The following is a 20353-nucleotide window of genomic DNA, read 5'->3' as shown; positions in this document are numbered from 1 at the left end:
TCCTCCGCGTCCGGTCACACTGGGTTCGCGAACGCTTACACATCGTCAACTCGCCGGGTGGCAGTGGATCTTCGCGGGGCGGGTACGGGGGATCCGGCCGCGCGGCGGGGGAGCGCGGGGCCCCTCCCGAACCAGTGGAATTCCTGTGCGCAGCGGCGCCCGCGGGGGCCGCGCCGACGGGAAGCGGAATGCGGATCAGGGCGGGCCCCGAACCGGGTCCGGCGGCGTTTTCCCCGCTCTCCGCTCATCCTCTCCCTTCTTCCCCCGGTCTTTCCGCGCGGGCATTTCCGGGGTGCGTCCCCGGCGTCGGGGAATTGCGTTCGAATGAGTGCGGAAGGGGGACGGAAGCGCTCGCGGGGGTGACGGAGTTCGGCGCCTCCCGTCGTGGTGATCTTGTGATGTAAACGTGACAGGAGAGGCGCATATCAGCTGATGTGACTACGGAGGGAGGGGTGCGCCCGCTGAGCGAAGGGCGGCCGGGACCGTCGGCGAGGGGGCGGCAGGGCCTACCGTGGGGAGCATGGCACCGATCCCCACTCCGCCCGCGGAGCCCCAGGACAGTCCCGAACGGTACGTCGGCCTGGAGGCCGGGCAGGCCGAGCGGCTGGCGCGCGAACAGGGCTGGTCCACGGTCCGTTCGCTGCCGCCGGGCGCGATCATCACCATGGAGTACCGGGTCGGCCGGCTCAACTTCGAGGTCAGGGGCGACCGGGTGGCCCGGGCCTGGAAGGGCTGAGGGCCCGCAGGGGATCGGCGGCAGCGCCCGCCGGCAGCGGCGGCTGTCGGGGGGCGGCGTGAGCGCCGGTCAGGAGCGGGTCGCTGGGGCCGGTGCCGCGTCGTGCGGGGCCCGCTGCGAGGGCTCCGGGTGCGGCGGCCTGCGGCTGCCGGCCGCAGTGGCCGGGCTGCGCTCGGCGCGGGCCGAGCGCGGACCCGGGGCGAGGTGGGCGGGCGGGCGGCCCGTGAGGGACGCGCCGACCGTGCCGTGGGCCGCCGGAGTCTCCTCCGGCGCGGGGGTGCGCTGCTTGTGCACCACGGGCGTGCCGACGGGCAGGGCCGGTCCGGGCACGGGGACGGGCAGGCCGCGACGGGCGCGCCAGCGGTCGCGCAGGTCGAAGAGGGCGTTCTCGGTGCGGGCGATCAGCGGCTCGCACCACGGCAGCGCGAGCAGGATCAGCAGTCCCGCGGCCCAGCCGAGCACCACGTCGCTGAGCCAGTGCGTCCCCAGGTAGACGGTGGTGAGGCCGACGCCGAGCGAGGTGAGGGCCGACAGCGCCGACAGCCAGCGCCGCGCGGTCGGGGTGGACGCCAGATAGGCCAGGATGCCCCAGGTCACCACGGCGTTGGCGGTGTGGCCGCTGGGAAATATATCGCCGCCCAGGCCCATCTCGTTGGAGCCGATGACGGTCGCGTAGTGCGGGCCGAGCCGGCCCATGCCGTACTTCGCGGCGCCGACGGTGATGTTCAGCAGCAGCAGCGAGGCGGCGAGGGTGAGCAGCGGGCGCAGTGTGTGCTGCCGCCAGGAACGCCAGCCCAGCCAGGAGGCGACCATCACGGCGGTGGGGCCGCGCTGGCCCAGGACCACGTAGTAGTCGAGGAACGCGTGGATCTGCGGCCACTGCTGGTACGGCCGGAAGAACATGACCTGCCAGTCCAGCCGGACCAGCCAGGAGGTGGTCACCACGGCCCAGACGATCGCCAGGTAGAAGGCCAGGGTCGCCGAGAACAGCACCATCCGGTGCCTGCTCATTCTCGGCATGTCGATGTGCGCCGGCCGCTGTGGCTCACGGTCCAGCCTGGCGAACACCCGGTCCAGGCGGGTGAGGGTTCCTTCGGTACGCACCTAATCGACGTTACAGCGAGTGAGCGCAGTTCCCGGACGAATCACGTGGTTTGTGATGACGATGTGATGTGGGATTGCTCTCAACGAGGCCTGATTTCCCCGGATTTCGCAAATGAGGACGGCCACCGGCCTGCATTTCCTTTGATCATTCCGGTCGTCCTTATCGGCTGCTTATGAATACGCTGGCGGAACGCTCCGGTGGAATTCACCGTTCGTACACGGCACGCTCCGGGCGGAGGGCGCGGGGGCGCATGAGGAATGATCTTGAACGGCCTGGTGGTCGCCCTTCCGGTCAGGGCGGTCCGGAGCCGTTGAGCCAGAACGCCCCGTAGACGGCCGAGGCCAGGGCGACGGCGCCGGTCACCAGCGCCGCCCGGGAGGGGCGGAGCCGGGCGAGCGCGAGGGCGAGCGGCAGCAGCAGGGGGAAGGCGGGCAGCAGCAGGCGCGGCTTGGAGCCGAAGTAGCTCGACGCGCACAGGGCGAGCACGGTGACGACGCCCGAGTACACCAGCAGCGCGGGCGGCTGGCCCTGGCGTACGCCAATGACGTAGAGCCAGACCACCAGCGCCACCCCGATGATCAGCCCCACTCCGGCCAGGGCCGAGGGGAAGGAGGTCAGCTTGTCGCCGACGAAGCGCGCGAACGCGTACCCGCCGTCGAAGCCGTTGCGCCAGCCCGCCTGGACGTCGAGGTAGCCGAAGAGGCCGCCGCCGGTGCGGTGGCCGACCCACAGGACGTAGCCCGCGGCGCCGAGCGGGGCCAGCAGCATGCCGAGGAGGCGGCGGCCCGGTCCGGCGGCGGGGAGCAGGGGGCGGGCGGGCGCGGCGGCGGGTGCGGTCGCGCGCCGGTCGCGGACGAGTCCCGCCGTGGCGCGCCGCTCGCGGACGAGGGAGACGACGGCCGCCGTCCACACGGCGGCGGCCACGGCGAGCCCGACCGGCCGGGTCAGCCCGGCCGCCAGCGCCAGCGCGCCGGCGCTCGCCCAGCGGCCGGTCAGCACGCAGTACAGCGCCCAGGCGGCGAGCGCCGTGAACAGCGACTCGCTGTACGCCATCGACTGCACGATCCCGACCGGCAGCACCGCCCACAGCAGCACCGCGCAGACCCCGGCGCGGCGGCCGTACACGTGGTCGGCCACCGCGAAGATCCCCCAGGCCGCCGCGAGCGAGGCGAGCAGGGCGACCGCGAAGCCCGCGTCGGCGTACGACAGCGGGCCCACCGCGGCACCCAGCCGCTCCAGCCAGGGCAGCAGCGGGAAGAACGCCAGGTCGGAGTGGACGTCCCCGTTCGGCAGGCGCACCTGGTAGCCGTAGCCGCCGGCGGCGACCCTGGCGTACCAGAGGGAGTCCCAGCGCGCGGTCAGCAGCGTGTAGGCGCTCTTGCCGCGCGCGGCGCTCCATCCGGCCAGGAGCACCAGGCCCAGGGCGCGCACGGCCGCGTACCCGCACAGGGCCGGGGCGGCCCGGCGCAGGGCTGTCCGGCGGGCCGTCACCACGCGCGTCGCAAGATCGGTCACGGGCTCGATTATCGACCGGGCGGGGCAGCGGACGGACAGCCGGGCGGCCCGGCCGGACAGGCGAGTGGCGTACGCCACACGGGTTCCGTCCGGAGTGTGAGAGATGGGCCACGCTCCCCGGCGGAGGACTCGCGTAGGCTGCCGTGTCACTCGCACCTCGTTGCGCGGGCCGGGGACCACCGCTCCTTCCCGGCCCAGGCCCTGTCGCGGAACGTCCCCACTCCGCGGGTCCGCCGAGGCGAGGGTTCATCTGGGAGGTACGTACATGTCCGGCATGTCCGGTACGACCGCGGCGGCCCTCGGGCAGCGCCGCCGGGCGGCCGGGGACGGTGCGGGCCGCTGGGTCGTCCTGGTCGTGCTCTGCGTCAGCCTGCTGCTGGTGGCGGTCGACGCCACCGTGCTGCACGTGGCGGTGCCCGCCGTCACCGAGGACCTGCGGCCCGGCGCCATCGAACTGCTCTGGATCGTCGACGCCTATCCCCTCGTCTGCGCCTCGCTGCTGATCCTCTTCGGCACCCTGGGCGACCGGGTGGGCCGCAGACGGATCCTGCTGCTCGGCTACGCGCTCTTCGGGGTCGCCTCGGCCGTCGCGGCCTTCGCCCACCATCCCCAGACGCTGATCCTCGCCCGCGCGCTGCTCGGCGTCGGCGGCGCGATGATCATGCCGGCCACGCTGTCGATCCTGCGCCAGGTCTTCCCCGACCGGCGCGAGCGCGCGCTGGCCATCGGTGTCTGGAGCGCGGTCGCGGCGGTGGGCGCCGCGGTCGGACCGCTGCTCGGCGGCTTCCTCCTCGAACACTTCTGGTGGGGGTCGGTCTTCCTCGTCAACATTCCGCTGATGCTCGTCAGCCTGCCGGTGGGGCGGCTGCTGCTGCCCGAGTCGAGGGGCGACCGCGAGGGACCGTGGGACGTGGCCGGGGCGCTGATGGCGGCGGCCGGTCTGTTCGGCACCGTGTTCGGCGTCAAGCGGCTCGGCGGCGGTGAGCCGGTGCTCAGCGCGGTGACCCTGGGACCGCTGCTGCTGGGCGTGGTGCTGCTGGTGGCCTTCGTACGGCGGCAGCGGCGCCGCACGCACCCGCTGGTCGACCTCGGGATGTTCGCCCGCCCCGCCTTCAGCACGGCCGTGGGCTGCATCGTGCTGGCGATGCTCGCGCTGGTCGGCCTGGAGCTGATCGCGGCCCAGTACCTGCAGCTCGTGCTCGGACTGTCACCGCTGGGCACCGGGCTGCGGCTGCTGCCACTGACCTTCGCGGCGATGGCGGCGGGGCTGGCGGGCGCCCGCGTCCTGCGCCGGTTCGGGCCGCGGCGCATGGTGTGCGCGGGCTTCTGTGTGACGGCGGCCGCGGTGGTGCTGCTGACCGCGATGGGCGGCGCGGACGACGCCGGGCTGCTGCTGGCCGGGTTCGTGCTGCTCGGCCTCGGCCTGGAGACGACGCTCTTCGGCGCGTACGAGTCGATGCTCAGCGAGGCGCCGGCGGACCGGGCGGGCGGGGCCGCCGCCATCGGCGAGACCTCGTACCAGCTGGGGGCGGGCATGGGCATCGCCCTGCTCGGCACGGTGATGAACGCGGCGTACACGCCCGGGGTCGCCCGGGTGCCGGGGGTGCCGGCCGGAGCGTCGGGGCGGGCGTCGCACTCGCTGGGCGAGGCCTACGAGGTCGCCGGCCGGCTCGGCGGGCCGGCCGGCGCGGCCCTGCGGAGGGCGGCCCGGGACTCCTTCGTGCACGGGCTGCACGTGACGCTGGTGGTGAGCGCGGGGCTGCTGCTGCTCGGCGCGGCGGCCGCGCTGCGCCTGCCCCGGGTGATGCAGTGCGAGGAGGCGGTGGAGCTGCCCGCGCAGCGCGAGGTCGAGCGCTCCCGCGTCTCCGCGTGACGCTGGACGCGGATCACGGCGCGTCGTAACGTCGGGCCGGAGCCGTGTGACTAGCGCTGCTAGTTTGCTGAGTCGGAGGTGCCCATGCCGGCGTCGTCGCCGAAACCGTCGCTGCCCCCGTTCGACCCCGTCGACCCCCTGGGGATCGACGACCTGCTGGAACCGGAGGACCTCGCCGTCCGCGCCACCGTGCGCGACTGGGCCGCCGACCGGGTACTGCCGCACATCGCCGAGTGGTACGAGAGCGGTGAACTGCCCGCGGTCCGGGAACTCGCCCGGGAGCTGGGCTCCCTCGGCGCGCTCGGCATGTCCCTGACGGGCTACGGATGCGCGGGCGCCAGCGCCGTCCAGTACGGGCTCGCCTGCCTGGAGCTGGAGGCCGCCGACTCGGGCATCCGCTCCCTGGTCAGTGTCCAGGGCTCCCTCGCCATGTACGCGATCCACCGCTTCGGCAGCGAGGAGCAGAAACGGCAGTGGCTGCCCCGCATGGCGGCGGGCGAGGCGATCGGCTGCTTCGGGCTCACCGAGCCCGACCACGGTTCCGACCCCGCCTCGATGCGCACCCACGCCAAGCGCGACGGCGGGGACTGGGTGCTCAGCGGGCGCAAGATGTGGATCACCAACGGCTCCGTCGCCGCCGTCGCCGTCGTGTGGGCGCAGACCGACGACGGCATCCGCGGCTTCGTCGTCCCCACCGACGCGCCCGGCTTCTCGGCCCCCGAGATCAAGCACAAGTGGTCGCTGCGCGCCTCGGTCACCAGCGAACTCGTCCTGGACGACGTACGGCTGCCCGCGGACGCCGTGCTCCCCGAGGTCACCGGACTGCGCGGCCCGCTCAGCTGTCTGTCCCACGCCCGCTACGGCATCGTCTGGGGTGCCATGGGCGCGGCCCGCTCCTGTTTCCAGAGCGCCGTGGACTACGCGAAGTCGCGTGAACAGTTCGGCCGGCCCCTCGGCGGCTTCCAGCTCACCCAGGCCAAGCTCGCCGACATGGCGCTCGAACTGCACAAGGGGATCCTGCTCGCCCACCACCTGGGGCGGCGCATGGACGCCGGCCGCCTGCGCCCCGAGCAGGTCAGCTTCGGCAAGCTCAACAACGTACGGGAGGCGATCGGGATCTGCCGCACGGCGCGCACGATCCTCGGCGCCAACGGGATCTCCCTCGAATACCCCGTGATGCGGCACGCGACCAACCTCGAGTCGGTGCTCACCTACGAGGGCACCGTCGAGATGCACCAGCTCGTGCTGGGCAAGGCGCTCACCGGGATCGACGCCTTCCGGTGAGCCGTCGGGCCTTGCGGCAAGGCCCGGGCGGGCGGGGGCAGGGCCGGCGTACGGCCCTGCCTCAGCTCTGGTTGAAGAACCCGTCCGAGCGATGGCCGCCCGGGTCGCCGCTGACGATCTCCGTGTCGGCGGGGGAGAGCAGGAACACCCGCGTGGACACCCGGTCGATCGAGCCGCGCAGGCCGAAGACGAGCCCGGCCGCGAAGTCGACCACGCGCTTGGCGTCGGCCGCCTCCATCGCGGTGAGGTTGACGATGACGGGCACGCCCTCACGGAACAGCTCGCCGATGGCGCGGGCGTCCCGGAAGCTGTCCGGTGTCACCGTGCCGATCCGACGCCCCTTGTCCTCGGCCGTGTCCGCGGCGACCTTCACCCGGGGGTCGGTGACCCAGGCGTCGCCGGACTCGGTCCCCTCGGAATAGTCGTCGTCGTAATAGCGCTCGTCTTCGTTGTCGTCGACGAGGCCGAGCCACGCACTCGCCTTGCGTACCGATCCCATGGACGCCTCCTCTCACAGCGGTCTTTCTGCTTCTCGCATCCCTATGGTCATCCATGATGCTGACAGCGCGCCAAGTGGATAGACGCCGCACGGGGGGTTTGTGACGGTACTGGTGCACAGCGGATCCGTCGAGGGCCTTGTGCCCCAAGGGTCATGCCGTACACCGATGCTGACCGGAAGTGAAATATGATGGTCGACGGCACTCGGGTGAGCGGTGGTGCGTACGGGTGAACGGGCCCGTCGGTACGATGCGGCAGCTCAACGTCGCAGACACCACGGGGGATCGTCGTGTTCGGAATCGTCAGACCCTGCAGCCACCGGCTCGGTGAACATCTCAAAGCCCAGTGGACGGCCCACTTGTGCGGGCTCTGTCTGGCCCTGCGCGGCGACCACGGTCAGTTCGCCCGGGTCGTGACGAACTACGACGGGCTGCTCATATCGGTTCTGACGGAGGCTCAGGCCGAACACGGCCGCAGGGGCGGCAGGGCGGGGACGGGGCGGCGCACGGCCGGACCCTGCCCGCTGCGCGGGATGCGCACCGCCTCCGTCGCCCAGGGCGAGGGCGCACGGCTCGCCGCGGCCGTCTCGCTGGTCCTCGCCTCGGCCAAGGTGCGCGACCACGTCACCGACGGCGACGGGCTGCTGGCCCGCAGGCCGGTGGCGCTCGCCGCGCGCAAGGTCGCCGACAGCTGGGGGCGTGCGGGCGCCCGCACCGGGGCCGACGTCGGTTTCGACACGGCCGTCCTCGTCGACGCGGTGGACCGGCAGGCCGGCATCGAGGCGCTGGCCGGGCCCGGCACGCCGGTCCTGACCGTCACCGAACCGACCGAGACCGCGACCGCCGCGGCCTTCGCGCACACCGCGGTCCTCGCCGGACGGCCGGGCAACGCCGGACCCCTCGCCGAGGCGGGGCGCCTGTTCGGGCGGCTCGCGCACCTCCTGGACGCCGTCGAGGACCGCGACGCCGACGCCGCGTCGGGCGCCTGGAACCCGCTGACCGCGACCGGCACGCCGCTCACCGAGGCCCGCCGGCTCGCGGACGACGCGGTGCACGGCATCCGGCTCGCCCTGAAGGAAGCCGAGTTCACGGACGGACGGCTCGCGCACCTGCTGCTCGTCCACGAACTGCCGCGGTCGGTGGACCGTGCCTTCGGCTCCGCGACCTGCGGACACGCACCGGATTCCGCGCACCCCGGACGGAGCGCCCGGTCCGCCGCGCCGCACGGCGCCTTCGGGCCGCCGCAGGGGCCGTACGCCCCGCAGCACCCGCGGGCCCCGCACGACCCCGGCCACCCGCACCACGGCGGCGGCAACCCCTTCGGCGGTGAGCCGCCGCGCCCCGGCAAGCGGGGCTTGTTCACCGGGTGCGCGGTCGCCGTCGGCCTGTGCTGCACCTGCAAGGCCTGCTGCGCCGACGAGTTCGAGGGCCCGTGGTCACGGAAGCGGCGCGAAGGCTGGTGCAGCAACTGCGACTGCGACTGCCCCGATTGCAGCGGCTGCGGCGACTGCTGTGACTGCTGCGGGAACTGCTGCAGTTGCGACGGCTGCGACTGCGGCTGCGACTGCTAGGAAGCAGACACCGGCCCGCGGCACGGCCGCTGCCGGCGCGTCAGGACCTCAGTTCCGGCGGTGAGATCCGCGAGGTGCGGATCGCCGACGCCGTCGTGCCCCACTTGGCCAGGATCTTCGCGTACGTCCCGTCGGAGATCAGCCGGTTCACCGCGGCCCGGAAGGCCGGCGCCAGCTTCGTGCCCTTCTTGAAGGCGAAGCCGACGTCGAGGCGGTGGAACTCGTCGAGGAACTTCAGGCCCGGCTGCTGGGCGACCGCGTACCTCAGACCGTTGATCGTGGACATCACCACATCGCTGCGGCCCTGCTGGAGCGAGGACCACAGCGCGCCGGACTCGCTGTAGGTCTGCACCTTGTACGGCTTCTCGCCCGCGTCCGCGCAGCGGTGCGCGTTCTGCTCCAGCGTCGCCTCGAAGGTGGTTCCGGCGCCGGTCGCGATGTTCAGACCGCACAGCTGGGTGAGGTCGGTGACCTTGCCCAGCTTGCTGTCCTCGCGGGCGGCGAAGCCCTGGCCGTCGTTGATGTAGGTGACGAAGTCGATGGTCCGGCGGCGCTCGTCGGTCACCCCGAAGTTGCCCGCGCCGAGGTCGTACTTGCCGCTGTCCAGGGCGGGCAGGATCGCCTCGAACGAGGCCTGCCGCGTCTTCAGTCCGATGCCCAGCACCTTGGCGACGGCCTGGGCGAAGTCGACGTCCTGACCGGCGAGGGTCTTGCCGTCACCGAGGTAGGAGGTGCCCGGCGGGGCGCCGCCGACGGCGTAGGCGACCGTCAGGCTCCGCACGCCCGGCGGCAGCAGGCGGGCGGCGGCCGGGTCCTCGCGGACCCCGGAGACGACGTCCGCGGTCGGGATCTTTGCGGCGGCCCTGGCGGCGCCCGCGACGGACCCGCCGGAACCGGTGCCGCCGGCACCGGAGCCGCACGCGGAGAGCAGCAGCGCCGCCGAACTGATCAGGGCGAAGGGGATGAGATGCCGTTTACGGGTGTGCGGGGACGTGCGCATGGGGTGCGGTCTCCTGGAAGGAAAGGGGTGTCAGGCGGCGCGAGGGGAGGGGCGCGTGTGAAGGCGATGACCAGGACGCGAGGACGCGAGGACGCGAACGATGCGATGGGGTGCGACGGACGGGAAGGCACGACGGACGGGGAAGGCGCGACCGGCAGCGAAAGGCGCTACGGGTGCGAAAGGCGCGACGGGCGCGAAGTACCTGAAAGGGGGAACGGAAGAACGCCGTGAGCGCCCGGAAGCGTGAGGGCGCGCAGGGGGTCGGCTCAGCTCAACAAGAACAGGACCACACTCGACCGAAGTCGATGTGGGAGCGCGTGACCAGCCACTGCTGCGGATGCATGGGCCAAGTGGAACAGGCATCCGGTTTCCCGTCAACCACCTTGAGACGACCGGCTCATATGCTGGACGTGCTTGACAGCGAGGGGAAAACCGCCCGTACTCTCGGGGGAACGGCCCTGCTGAGGGGCTCGGCCGCCAGCGCCCCCGGCGCTCCCGTGTGAAGGCACCACCCGTGTTCGACCTACGTCACGGAGTCTTCGCATGTCTTCCGGCACCCTCGCCACCGCACCCGCCGAACCCGGCAGCCCCGGCACACCCGAACCGGCCGACGCCCTGCGCGTCGTGCCGCGCCGCCGGCCCGGTCAGTGGACGGCCGCCGCCGTCGTCCTCGCCCTGCTCGGACTCGCCCTGACCTCCGTCGTGCGCAACAAGGCGTTCCAATGGGACGTCGTCGCCGACTACTTCACCTCCGACTCGGTCCTGCGCGGACTCTGGCTCACCCTGTGGCTGACCGCCGTCGTCATGGCGCTCGGCTTCGCCCTCGGCACCCTGCTCGCCGTCCTGCGGCTCTCCGGCAACCCGGTGCTGCGCGCGGTCAGCCGGGGCTACGTCTGGCTGTTCCGGTCGATCCCGATCCTCGTGCAGCTGCTGCTGTGGTTCAACATCGGGGCGCTGTACCCGCACGTCCTCGGCGTCAGGACGGTCGACCTGCTCGGGCCGGTCACCGTCGCCGTCGTCGGCCTCACCCTGCACGAGGCCGCCTACGCCGCCGAGGTGGTCCGCGGCGGCATCCTCTCCGTCGACCGCGGCCAGAGCGAGGCCGCCCAGGCGCTCGGCCTGAGCCAGTGGCGGCGCCTGCGGCGGATCGTCCTCCCGCAGGCGATGCGCTCCATCGTGCCGCCCGCCGGGAACATGCTGATCGGCACCCTCAAGGGCACCTCCATCGTCAGCGTCATCGCCGTCCAGGACCTGCTGTACTCGGCCCAGCTCGTCTACCACCAGACCTACCAGGTCATCCCGCTGCTGATGGTCGCCACCCTCTGGTACACCGCCGTCACCTCGGTGCTGAGCATCGGCCAGCACTACGTGGAGAAGCACTACGCGCGCGGCACGGAGCGCACCCGATGAGGTCCTCGCTCGTCATCGTCGGCGCCGGACCGCGGGCGACCGGCCTGCTCGAACGCCTCGCCGCCAACGCACCCGGCCTGTACGCCGGCCAGGGCCTCGACATCCACGTGGTCGACCCGTACCCGCCCGGCGCCGGACGCGTCTGGCGCGCCGCGCAGTCACCGCTGCTGTGGATGAACTCGCACGCCGAGGACGTCACCATGTTCACCGACGAGACGGTCGACATGGCGGGGCCGGTGCGACCCGGCCCCACCCTGCACCAGTGGGCGGCCCTGCCCGGCCGCACCTTCGCCGAGCGCCGCGTCCAGGGCTCCTACCTGCGCTGGGTGTACGACGAGGCGGTGGCCGCGCTGCCGCCGGGCGTCACCGTCCACCACCACCGGCGGCGCGCGCTCCGGGTCGGCGGGCCGCGCGGGGGCCGCCAGCAGGTGTGGCTGGAGGGCCGCCCGCGGCCCCTGTCCGCCGACCTGGTGGTGCTCGCCCTCGGCCACCTGGACGCCGAACCCGACGACGAACAGACCCGCCTGGCCGCCTACGCCCGCGACCACGGTCTGGTCCACCTGCCACCGGACTTCACCGCCGACAGCGACCTGTCCGCACTCCCCGCGGGCGCCCCGGTCATCGTCCGCGGCTTCGGACTCGCCTTCGTCGACCTGATGGTGCTGCTCACCGAGGGCCGCGGCGGCCGCCACGAGCAGGACACCTACCGGCCGTCGGGACGGGAACCCGTGCTGTACGTCGGATCGCGGCGCGGGGTGCCGTACCACTCGAAGATCGGCTACGGCCTCACCGGCGAACGCCCGCCGCTGCCCCGCTTCCTCGGGCCGGCCGAGATCCGGGCGCTGTCGGCCCGCCCCGGAGGGTTCGACTTCCGGCGCGATCTGTGGCCGTGGGCCGAGAAGGAACTCGGATTCGCCCACTACCACCGGCTGTTCGCCGCCCACCCCGAGCGGACCGCCATGGCCTGGGCGGACTTCGAGCGGGCGTACGCGGCCGCGGACCGGGCCGGGCGCCGGGCCCTGGTCGCCGCCGCCGTGCCCGACCCCGCCGACCGGCTCGACCTCGCCGCCCTCGACCGCCCGCTGCACGGCGTCCGGCACGAGACGCCCGAGGACCTCCAGGAGGCGCTGCGCGGACACATCGAGGCCGATCTGCGCCGGCGGCACGACCCCGCCCACAGCGCCGACCTCGGTCTCTTCCTCGGACTGCTGTCCGTCTACGGCCAGTTGGCGCGGCTCGGCGACACCGGACCCTGGTGGCACGGCTTCTTCAGCTCCCTCGCCTCCGGGCCGCCCGGACCCCGGCTGCGGCAGATGCTCGCCCTGTCCCGGGCGGGCGTCCTGCGGTTCGTCGGCGCCGACATGACCGTCACCGCCGAGGACGGGGTGTTCCGGGCGTCGAGCCCGACCGTGCCCGGCGCGACGGTCGAGGCACGGGCGCTGGTGGAGGCGCGGCTGCCCGGACCCACCGTCCGGCGCACCCGCGACCGGCTGCTGCGCGCCCTGCACGCCGAGGGAGCCGCCGAGACCCCCGACGGGCTGCTGCGGGTCGACCGCGCCGACGGCAGGATCCTGGACCGCGACGGCCGCCCGCACCCCCGGCGCTTCGCGCTCGGCCCGTTCACCGACGGCCGCACGCCCGGCGCCTTCACCCGGCCGCGCACCGGCGGCCCGGCGTTCCGGCAGAACGACGCGACCGCCCGCGCGGTGCTGGGTTTCCTGAGCGGGACGGCTCCTGAACCGGGGCCCGCGGCGGCTTCCGCCCCGGCTCCGGCGGAAGTCGCCGCCCCGGCTCCGGCGGAGGTTGCCGCCCCGGCTCCGGCAGCGGCCTCCGTTCCGGCCCGGGCGCAGGCCTCCGTCCTGGCTCCGATGCCGCTCCCGCAGGCCACCGGGTGAGCCTGGCGGTCCCGCACGCCGCCGGGTGAGCCCGGCCGTCCCGCAGGCCACCGGGGAGCCCGGCCGCCCCGCACGCCGTCGGGGGTGAGTCCCGGCGACGGCCGGCCCCCGCGCTTCCCCTCTTCCCGCCCCACCGCACCGAAGGAACCCACCATGAGCGTCATGGTCGACATCAGGTCCGTCCACAAGAGCTTCGGTTCACAGGAGGTCCTCAAGGGCATCGACCTCCAGGTGAACACCGGCCAGGTCGCCGTGATCCTCGGCCCGTCCGGCTCGGGCAAGTCGACGCTGCTGCGCACCGTCAACCACCTGGAGAAGGTGGACCGGGGCGCGATCAGCGTGGACGGCACCCTCGTCGGCTACCGCAGGGCCGGCGACACCCTGCACGAGCTGCCCGAGCGCGCAGTCCGCGGACAGCGCACCCGGATCGGCTTCGTCTTCCAGGACTTCCGCCTCTTCCCGCACCTGACCGTGCTGGAGAACCTCGTCGAGGCGCCCGTCGCCGTGCTGAAGCGGCCCCGCGCGAAGGCCGTGGAGTCCGCGCGGCTGCTGCTGGAACGGGTCGGTCTCGCCGACAAGGCCGGCGAATACCCCGGCCGGCTCTCCGGCGGGCAGCAGCAGCGGGTCGCCATCGCCCGCGCGCTCGCCCTGGAGCCCCGCCTGCTGCTCTTCGACGAACCCACCTCGGCGCTCGACCCGGAGCTGGTCGGCGAAGTCCTCGACGTCATCAAGGACCTGGCCCGGCAGGGCACGACCATGATCGTCGTGACCCACGAGATCGCCTTCGCGCGGGAGGTCGCCGACATGGTGGTGTTCATGGACGCCGGCCGGATCGTCGAGCAGGGGCCGCCGGGCGAGGTGCTCGACCGGCCGCGGCACGAACGGACCCGCGCCTTCCTCTCCAAGGTCCTGTGACCGGCGCCCCGCCGGGACGGCGACCGCCGCCGGCCTTTCCCCGCCCGGCCCGTGACGGAGAGGAGTCCGTGCGATGACCGCCCCGCCGCCCGGCCCGAGGCTCTGCCTGGCCGCCGCACTCGACCGGCAGCCGGCGCACGACGCCACGTCCCGCGAGGGGCCCCTCGCGGAGCCCTTCATGGAGCCGTTCCCGGAGCCGTTCTCGGAGCCCTTCGTGGAATCCGCGCGACTGGCCGAGAGCGGGGGCCTGGACTTCGTGACGCTCGACGGCGGCCCGGCGCACCCCGGCCCGGACGTGTTCGCCGTGCTGTCCCGGGTGGCGGCCGCCACCCGCCGCGTGGGCCTGGTGCCCGCCGTCCCGAGCACGCACACCGGACCGCGCGCCGTCCCCGCCGCGGTGGCGGCCCTCGACCGGGTCAGCCAGGGCCGGGCCGGATGGCGGATCACGGCCCCGGCCGGCCTGGCCGCGGACGGGGCCGACGACGGCGCCGCGTGCCCGGGGGGCCGTCCGGACCGCGGTTCGCCGGGCGCGCCCCGGTCCCCGCAGGGGCACCCCGTCCGGGTGGCCGCCGCCACCGAGGACGCCGTGCGCTGCACGGCCGCACGCCACGCCGACGTGGTGCTGGTGAGCGCGACGCACCCGGAGCAGGCCGCGGCCGTACGGGACCGGCTGCACGAGGAGGCCGCCCGGTGCGGCCGCGACCCCGCCGCCCTGCGGGTCCTGGCGGACCTCGCCGTCGACCTCGGCGACGGCGAGTACGCGGCGGAACGGGCCTGGGAGTTCCCCCGCTCAGGGCACGGCCGGGGATCCGGGAGCGGGGGAGGCGTCCGGCGGACCGCCCGGGGCCCGCTGTACCGGGGCGGCCCCGTCGACCTCGCCGAACTGATCGCCTCCTGGCATCGCGAGGGCGCCGTCGACGGCTTCCACCTCGTGCCGTCCGACCCGCGCCGCGACCTGGAGCGGCTGGTCAACGGCACCGTGACGCTGCTTCAGCACCGCGGACTGTTCCGCACCTTCTACCCGGGCACCACGCTGCGCGAGCACCTGGGCCTGACCTGGCCCGCCGGCGGCCGCACCGGCCGGACCGCCGGTCGCGGCGCCGAACGGCCCGCCGGCCGGCGGGCCGGGGCGGGAGGTGTGGCGTGACCGCCTCGTCGCCGGCTTCCGCTCCGCGGGGCCGCCGGCGCCCCGCCCTCCACGGCCCGGCGGCGGCCGGCGGGCCGTGTCCGTCCCGGGGCCATCCGGTCGTCGTCCGGGCGGGGGATTCGGCCGGGCGCCGGAGCCGCGGGCCCTTTCCGGCGACGGCCGTCGCGCCCGTCCCGGGCGGGTGCCGGGCCGTCACCGGCCGGCGTGGGGTCCGTCGGCGGGTCGGCCGGATCCGCGGGCGGTGTGGGCGGGCCCGGGGCGAGGGTGCAGGTGACCAGGGTCCGGCCGCCGCCCCGTCGCCCGGGCCGGGGGCTCCCGCCGCCCCTCACCTCCTCCGGCGCTCCGTGCCCCCGCGTCCGTACGCCAGGACGCCGGCGCCGGCTTCGTTCTCCCGTATCCGCTCCAGGGCGCCACGCCGCGCCCCGCCTCGGTTTGGCCGCACGGCCGCACATGGAAGGGTTGATCACATGACGGACGCATCCGACCGGTGGAAGCAGTGGCACGAGGACCGCACCGCGACGGTGTCGGCACCCTACGGGCCGCTCGCGCTGACCGGCACCCACTGGCTCGAGGACCACCCGGAGGGTCTGCTGCCGGGCGTTCCCGGGAGGTGGGCGGCCGACGGCGACACGGTCGTGCTCACCGCCGCCGAGGCGGACGGTCTGACCGTCGACGGCCGGCCCCTCGCCGGACGGGTGCGGCTCGGCGCCGATACGGCGCCGGCGGCGGACGCGCGGGTCGCGCTGGGCGAACGCCGGCTGGTCGTGCTGGTACGCGAAGGGGCGTGGGGCGTACGGGACTTCGACCCGGCGTCCGCGGCCCGCCGGGCGTTCCGCGGTATCGCGGCCACCGCGTACGACCCGCGCTGGTCGGTACCGGGGCGCTTCACCCCGTACGGGGAGAGCCGCACCGTGCGCGTGCCGAACGCGGACGGACGCGAGCGCGGTCTGGCTCTCGCCGGGGAACTGGCGTTCACGCTCCAGGGCCGGGACCTGACACTCCAGGCGGCCCGGCAGCCGGACGGCGGCCTGTGGGCGGTGTTCGCCGACACCACCAGCGGGGACAGCAGCTTCCGCTTCCGTTTCCTGCATCCCGAGGCTCCGGACGCCGAGGGCCGCACCACGGTCGACTTCAACCGTGCCGTGCTGCCGCCGTGCGCGTTCGCCGACCACTTCATCTGCCCGTTCCCGCCGCCGGGCAACACCCTGGACCTCGCGATACCCGCGGGGGAGCGCACCCTGCGCTGAGCCCCCGGCGCCCGCCGCCCGCCCCCTGACCCACCGTCAAACCCACCCGGACCGCACACGGTCCACTCGAACCGCACACAGTCGCACGGCCGAAAGGCACTCTTGCGCCGACCGGCCGTTCGGCCGAATACTCCCCCACAGCGCTTGTCAGGGGCACAACGTGTCTGGAACCCGGACTCCTCCCCTGGCTCTGCGCCTCACGGGCCCCGACCCCACGCGGGCCCCCGACTTCCTTTGTGGAGGAACGAAAAGTGAGGATCAAGCGCACTTCCCCCCGCCCCGTCATCACGAGACAGACCCGGCTGGTCGCCCTCGCCGCCGGGCTCGTGGCCACCGCCGCGTTCGCGGTCCCCAGCGCGCACGCGGCCGACACCAGCACCTTCAGCACCGCCCAGCTCACCAAGGCGAGCGACTCGGTGCTCAAGGCGGACGTCCCGGGCACCGCGTGGGCCGTCGACAGCAAGACCAACCGGGTCGTCGTCACCGTCGACAGCACGGTCTCGCAGGCCGACATCAACAAGATCAAACAGCAGGCCGGGACCGACTCCGGGGCCCTGACGATCAAGCACACCCCGGGCAGGTTCAACAAGCTGATCTCCGGCGGCGACGCCATCTACGCGAGCAGCTGGCGCTGCTCGCTGGGCTTCAACGTCCAGGACTCCAGCGGCAACTACTACTTCCTGACCGCCGGTCACTGCACCGACGGCGCGGGCACCTGGTGGTCGAACTCCTCGCACAGCACCACGCTCGGCACCACCGCCGGCTCCTCCTTCCCCGGCAACGACTACGGCATCGTGCGCTACACCAACAGCTCGGTGACCAAGTCGGGTGCCGTGGGCAGCCAGGACATCACGAGCGCCGCGACGCCCTCCGTAGGCACGACCGTCTACCGCCGCGGCTCCACGACCGGCACGCACAGCGGCCGCGTCACGGCCCTCAACGCGACGGTCAACTACGGCAGCGGCGACATCGTCTCCGGTCTGATCCAGACCACCGTCTGCGCCGAGCCCGGCGACTCCGGCGGCCCGCTGTACGGCGGCAGCACGGCCTACGGCCTGACCTCCGGCGGCAGCGGCGACTGCACCTCCGGCGGCACGACGTTCTTCCAGCCGGTCACCGAGGCCCTGAGCGCGTACGGGGTCCACGTCTACTGACCCGGCCCCTCCTCCGGCGCGGTCCCGGTCCGACCGCGTCCGGCGGTGGGCGAGCCCCCGCACACGACCCGTGTGCGGGGGCTCGCTCCTGCGCAGGGCGGGCGGCAACTGCCCGGCCCGGCCCGGGGGTCGAAAACCGGACAGGAGTAGACCTCACGCGGTGTCGACGGGTTACCCGCTCGTAGTATTTGCTGAGCGAACGGGGGTGGTGCGACCTCGGGCGCCCAAGCGGCGGGGGGCGCACACCCGTTGCCGTACGCGCGTCCAGAACTCGACCTTGTGTGCTCCCTGCGGGCCTCGGAATAGTAGGCGCCGGTTCCCCTTCGGCTCTCGGCTTCGCTCGAGCAGGGGACACCCATCCTTCGGCCCCGCGAGGTCCCCACAACCTCCTGGGCCGTTCCCCCCACAGGAGGACGTCAGTTGAAGCACCGACGCACACCCCGGCGCCGGACGGCCGTGGCGGCCGCGGGCGTCGCCGCACTCGTCGCCACGGGAGTCACTTTCCAGAGTGCGAACGCCAGCGAGCCCGGCACGGCCCCCACGGCCCGCACGCTGTCCGCCCCGGCGGCCGGAAAACTCGCCTCGGCCCTGCTCGGGGACCTCGGCACCGGCAGCACGGCCGGCGCGTACTACGACGCGGGATCGGGCCACCTCGTGGTCAACGTGCTCGACCGGGCCGCCGCGCGCACGGTCGAGCGGGCGGGGGCGAGGGCCAGATTCGTGGAGAACACCCTCGCCGAACTGGACGGCGCCCGGGACCGGCTCGCGAAGGACGCGGCCATACCCGGGACCTCGTGGGCGACCGACCCGGTCACCGACAAGGTCGTGGTCACCGCCGACAGAACGGTCTCCGAAGCCGCCTGGACCAGGCTCTCCGAGGTCGTCCGGGACCTGGGGGGCAAGGCCGGACTCAGGCGCTCGAAGGGGGAGTTCAAACCCTTCGTCGCGGGCGGTGACGCCATCACCGGCTCGGGCGGCCGCTGCTCGCTCGGCTTCAACGTGGTCAAGGACGGGCAGCCCTACTTCCTGACCGCGGGCCACTGCACCGAGGCCATCTCCACCTGGTCGGACGCCGACGGCACCGTGATCGGCAGCAACGAGCGCTCCAGCTTCCCCGGGGACGACTTCGGCCTGGTGAAGTACACGGCGTCCGTCGACCACCCGAGCGCGGTCGATCTCTACGACGGATCCACGCAGCCGTTCACCGGGGCGGGTGAGGCGACCGTCGGAGAGAAGGTGACCCGCAGCGGCTCGACGACCCACGTGCACACCGGCACGGTCACCGGTCTGAACGCCACCGTGAACTACTCCGAGGGCACGGTCGAAGGACTCATCCAGACCGATGTGTGCGCCGAGCCCGGCGACAGCGGCGGCTCGCTGTTCGACGGCGGCACCGCGCTCGGTCTGACCTCCGGCGGCAGCGGCGACTGCACCTCCGGCGGCGAGACGTTCTTCCAGCCGGTCACCGAGGCGCTGTCGGCGACCGGCACCACGATCGGCTGACCGGCCGGCCCCACGGCCCCCCACGGGACCGGTCCCCGGCGACCCCGCGGGACCGGTGGGAGCCCCGTCCTCGCCCCTGCGAGGGCGGGGCTGTCACGTGTGGGTGCCGGGGACCGTCCCCGGGCCGGGACCCGGGCCGGGACCGGGGTCGGTCCCGGGGTGCGGGCCCGTGGAGGTGCCGGGGCCCGGGTCGGTGAAGGTGTCGTCGGGGGGTGGCGCGGGCGCGGCGCGGGCGGCGCCGTCCGTCTCGGTGGTGGTGCCGTGCGTGCCGGTCTGTGCGGGGGTGTTGTGCCTGCCCGTCTGTGCGGTGGTGCCGTGTGTGCCGGTCTGTGTGGCGGTGGTGCCGTGCGTGCCCCTCTCTGCGGTGGTGCCGTGCCCGGCCGTCCCGGCGGTGTCCGCCGTGTGCGGGTCGTCCTTCCACTCCGTTCCGGTGGCACGGTCCGCGGGGTCTTTCGCACCCTCCGCCGCGCCCGCGCGCCTGCGCCGCTGCCCGGAGGCCAGCAGGGTGATCACCACCCCCGCGGCCGCCCACGCCGCCAGTACCAGCAGCGCGGACGTCATGGCGTTGCCGTGGAAGTACGCGATCGAGCGGGCCGACCAGGTTCCCGCGCCCGGCGGCAGAGCGGGCCCGATCGCCTTCCAGAACGGCGGCAGCAGCGGCAGCGGGAAGGCACCGCCCGCGCTCGGGTTGCCCGCGATCACCACCAGCAGGATCGCCAGGCCGATGCCGATGACGCCGAAGATCCCCTGAAGGGCGAGGGTGGCGGCGCCCACGGCGAAGGTCACCAGCGCCCCGAGCCCCCACAGAGCGGCGACGCCGCCCGGCAGCGCGCCCAGGACCGGCCCCACGACGACCGCGCCGCCGAGCCCGCCGACGGCCGCGACGAGCGCCATGGCACCCAGCCGGATCGCCGCGCGCCGCGGGTCGGCGGGCCGGGCTCCCGCGCTGATGGCGAGGATCGAGGCGCACAGGTAGCCGCCGACGGACCAGCCCACGACCAGGTAGAAGGACGACAGACCGTTGAAGTCGCCGGCGGAGGCCGGGGCCACGTCCACCGTCCGCACGGTCCGCTGCCGGCTCTGCTCCGCGGAGCCGACGATCCGCTCCAGGGAGGTGGCGAGGATGGTGCCGCCGCCGGAGGCGACCAGGAGGGTGTCGGCGGTGCCGGCCGGGGAGACGACCAGGGCGCCGTCGACGTCCCGGTTCAGGATCTGCCGGCGGGCCGCCGCCTCGTCCGCCACCGCGTGCGCGTCCAGGGGGGAGCCGGGCAGCCGCCGCAGCCCGGCCACCGTCTGCCCGGCCGCTGCCGGGGGCGCCGCGACGGCGAAGGGCACGTCCTTGGGTTCCGGGTGGTGCAGCGCGCCCACGTAGGAGGCGATGAACAGCAGCTGCAGCGCCACCACGCCGATGACGAGCAGCGTGGCCCGGGGGGTGACGGCGTCCTTGACCTCCTGGAGGAAGGGGCGCGGGTGCCGGCGGGCGTGCGGGTGGGTCATGTCC

General features: G+C 74.1%; 15 protein-coding genes and 1 pseudogene. 11 read left to right on the top strand and 5 right to left on the bottom strand.

Translation table 11 applies throughout. The features are described from left to right. Positions 1-520: 520 nt before the first annotated feature. On the top strand, positions 521-736 hold the full coding sequence (locus ABZ719_RS15850; RefSeq protein ID WP_366725746.1) for an I78 family peptidase inhibitor: 216 nt from the start codon (positions 521-523) through the stop codon (positions 734-736). A gap of 69 nt (positions 737-805) precedes the next feature. Here the strand turns inward: ABZ719_RS15850 and ABZ719_RS15845 are convergent, their stop codons facing one another. Together ABZ719_RS15845 and ABZ719_RS15840 are read right to left on the bottom strand one after the other, a co-directional pair. Next, complete coding sequence (locus ABZ719_RS15845; protein ID WP_366725745.1) at positions 806-1840, bottom strand: phosphatase PAP2 family protein; 1035 nt, start codon at positions 1838-1840, stop codon at positions 806-808. Positions 1841-2132: 292 nt separating this feature from the next. After that, a complete protein-coding gene (locus ABZ719_RS15840; protein ID WP_366725744.1) occupies positions 2133-3356 on the bottom strand; it encodes a hypothetical protein in 1224 nt (407 codons plus the stop codon). Between the two features lie 274 nt (positions 3357-3630). Between ABZ719_RS15840 and ABZ719_RS15835 the strand changes: the two genes are divergently transcribed. Next, positions 3631-5229: an MFS transporter gene (locus ABZ719_RS15835; protein ID WP_366725743.1), complete on the top strand. Its 1599-nt coding sequence runs from the start codon at positions 3631-3633 to the stop codon at positions 5227-5229. Between the two features lie 84 nt (positions 5230-5313). Beyond that, positions 5314-6513, top strand: a complete 1200-nt coding sequence (locus ABZ719_RS15830) for an acyl-CoA dehydrogenase family protein (protein ID WP_366725742.1) — start codon at positions 5314-5316, stop codon at positions 6511-6513. Between the two features lie 61 nt (positions 6514-6574). Here the strand turns inward: ABZ719_RS15830 and ABZ719_RS15825 are convergent, their stop codons facing one another. Next, a complete protein-coding gene (locus tag ABZ719_RS15825; protein ID WP_037860600.1) occupies positions 6575-7012 on the bottom strand; it encodes a cell division protein SepF in 438 nt (145 codons plus the stop codon). A gap of 288 nt (positions 7013-7300) precedes the next feature. Between ABZ719_RS15825 and ABZ719_RS15820 the strand changes: the two genes are divergently transcribed. Beyond that, a complete protein-coding gene (locus ABZ719_RS15820) occupies positions 7301-8581 on the top strand; it encodes a DUF5685 family protein (RefSeq protein WP_366725741.1) in 1281 nt (426 codons plus the stop codon). A gap of 40 nt (positions 8582-8621) precedes the next feature. Here ABZ719_RS15820 and ABZ719_RS15815 read toward each other — a convergent pair whose 3' ends face one another. Next, on the bottom strand, positions 8622-9581 hold the full coding sequence (locus ABZ719_RS15815; RefSeq protein WP_366725740.1) for an ABC transporter substrate-binding protein: 960 nt from the start codon (positions 9579-9581) through the stop codon (positions 8622-8624). Between the two features lie 543 nt (positions 9582-10124). Between ABZ719_RS15815 and ABZ719_RS15810 the strand changes: the two genes are divergently transcribed. From ABZ719_RS15810 to ABZ719_RS15780, 7 genes are all read left to right on the top strand, one after another. Then, positions 10125-10991 (top strand): amino acid ABC transporter permease, encoded by an 867-nt coding sequence (locus ABZ719_RS15810; protein WP_366725739.1) that lies wholly within the window; start codon positions 10125-10127, stop codon positions 10989-10991. Beyond that, positions 10988-12886 carry an FAD/NAD(P)-binding protein gene (locus ABZ719_RS15805; protein WP_366725738.1) on the top strand — a complete coding sequence of 633 codons (1899 nt, stop codon included), beginning with the start codon at positions 10988-10990 and terminating at the stop codon, positions 12884-12886. Before ABZ719_RS15810 ends, ABZ719_RS15805 begins: the two co-directional genes overlap by 4 nt. A gap of 153 nt (positions 12887-13039) precedes the next feature. Then, positions 13040-13801 (top strand): amino acid ABC transporter ATP-binding protein, encoded by a 762-nt coding sequence (locus ABZ719_RS15800; RefSeq protein ID WP_366725737.1) that lies wholly within the window; start codon positions 13040-13042, stop codon positions 13799-13801. Between the two features lie 178 nt (positions 13802-13979). Then, positions 13980-14948, top strand: a complete 969-nt coding sequence (locus ABZ719_RS15795; RefSeq protein ID WP_366725768.1) for an LLM class flavin-dependent oxidoreductase — start codon at positions 13980-13982, stop codon at positions 14946-14948. A 467-nt stretch (positions 14949-15415) separates the two neighbouring features. Further along, the gene (locus ABZ719_RS15790; protein WP_366725736.1) at positions 15416-16195 is read left to right on the top strand and encodes a DUF1684 domain-containing protein; all 780 of its coding nucleotides are present in this window, start codon (positions 15416-15418) and stop codon (positions 16193-16195) included. Positions 16196-16446: 251 nt separating this feature from the next. Next, complete coding sequence (locus tag ABZ719_RS15785) at positions 16447-17349, top strand: S1 family peptidase (protein WP_366725735.1); 903 nt, start codon at positions 16447-16449, stop codon at positions 17347-17349. A 420-nt stretch (positions 17350-17769) separates the two neighbouring features. Then, positions 17770-18852 (top strand): S1 family peptidase, encoded by a 1083-nt coding sequence (locus ABZ719_RS15780; protein WP_366725734.1) that lies wholly within the window; start codon positions 17770-17772, stop codon positions 18850-18852. Positions 18853-19344: 492 nt separating this feature from the next. Here the strand turns inward: ABZ719_RS15780 and ABZ719_RS15775 are convergent. Then, positions 19345-20349: pseudogene (locus ABZ719_RS15775) on the bottom strand (DUF3533 domain-containing protein); the annotation flags it as partial. Positions 20350-20353: the final 4 nt, after the last annotated feature.

Source organism: Streptomyces sp. NPDC006743 (assembly GCF_040703815.1).
GTDB lineage: Bacteria > Actinomycetota > Actinomycetes > Streptomycetales > Streptomycetaceae > Streptomyces.
This window is presented reverse-complemented; position numbering and strand designations above follow the sequence as displayed.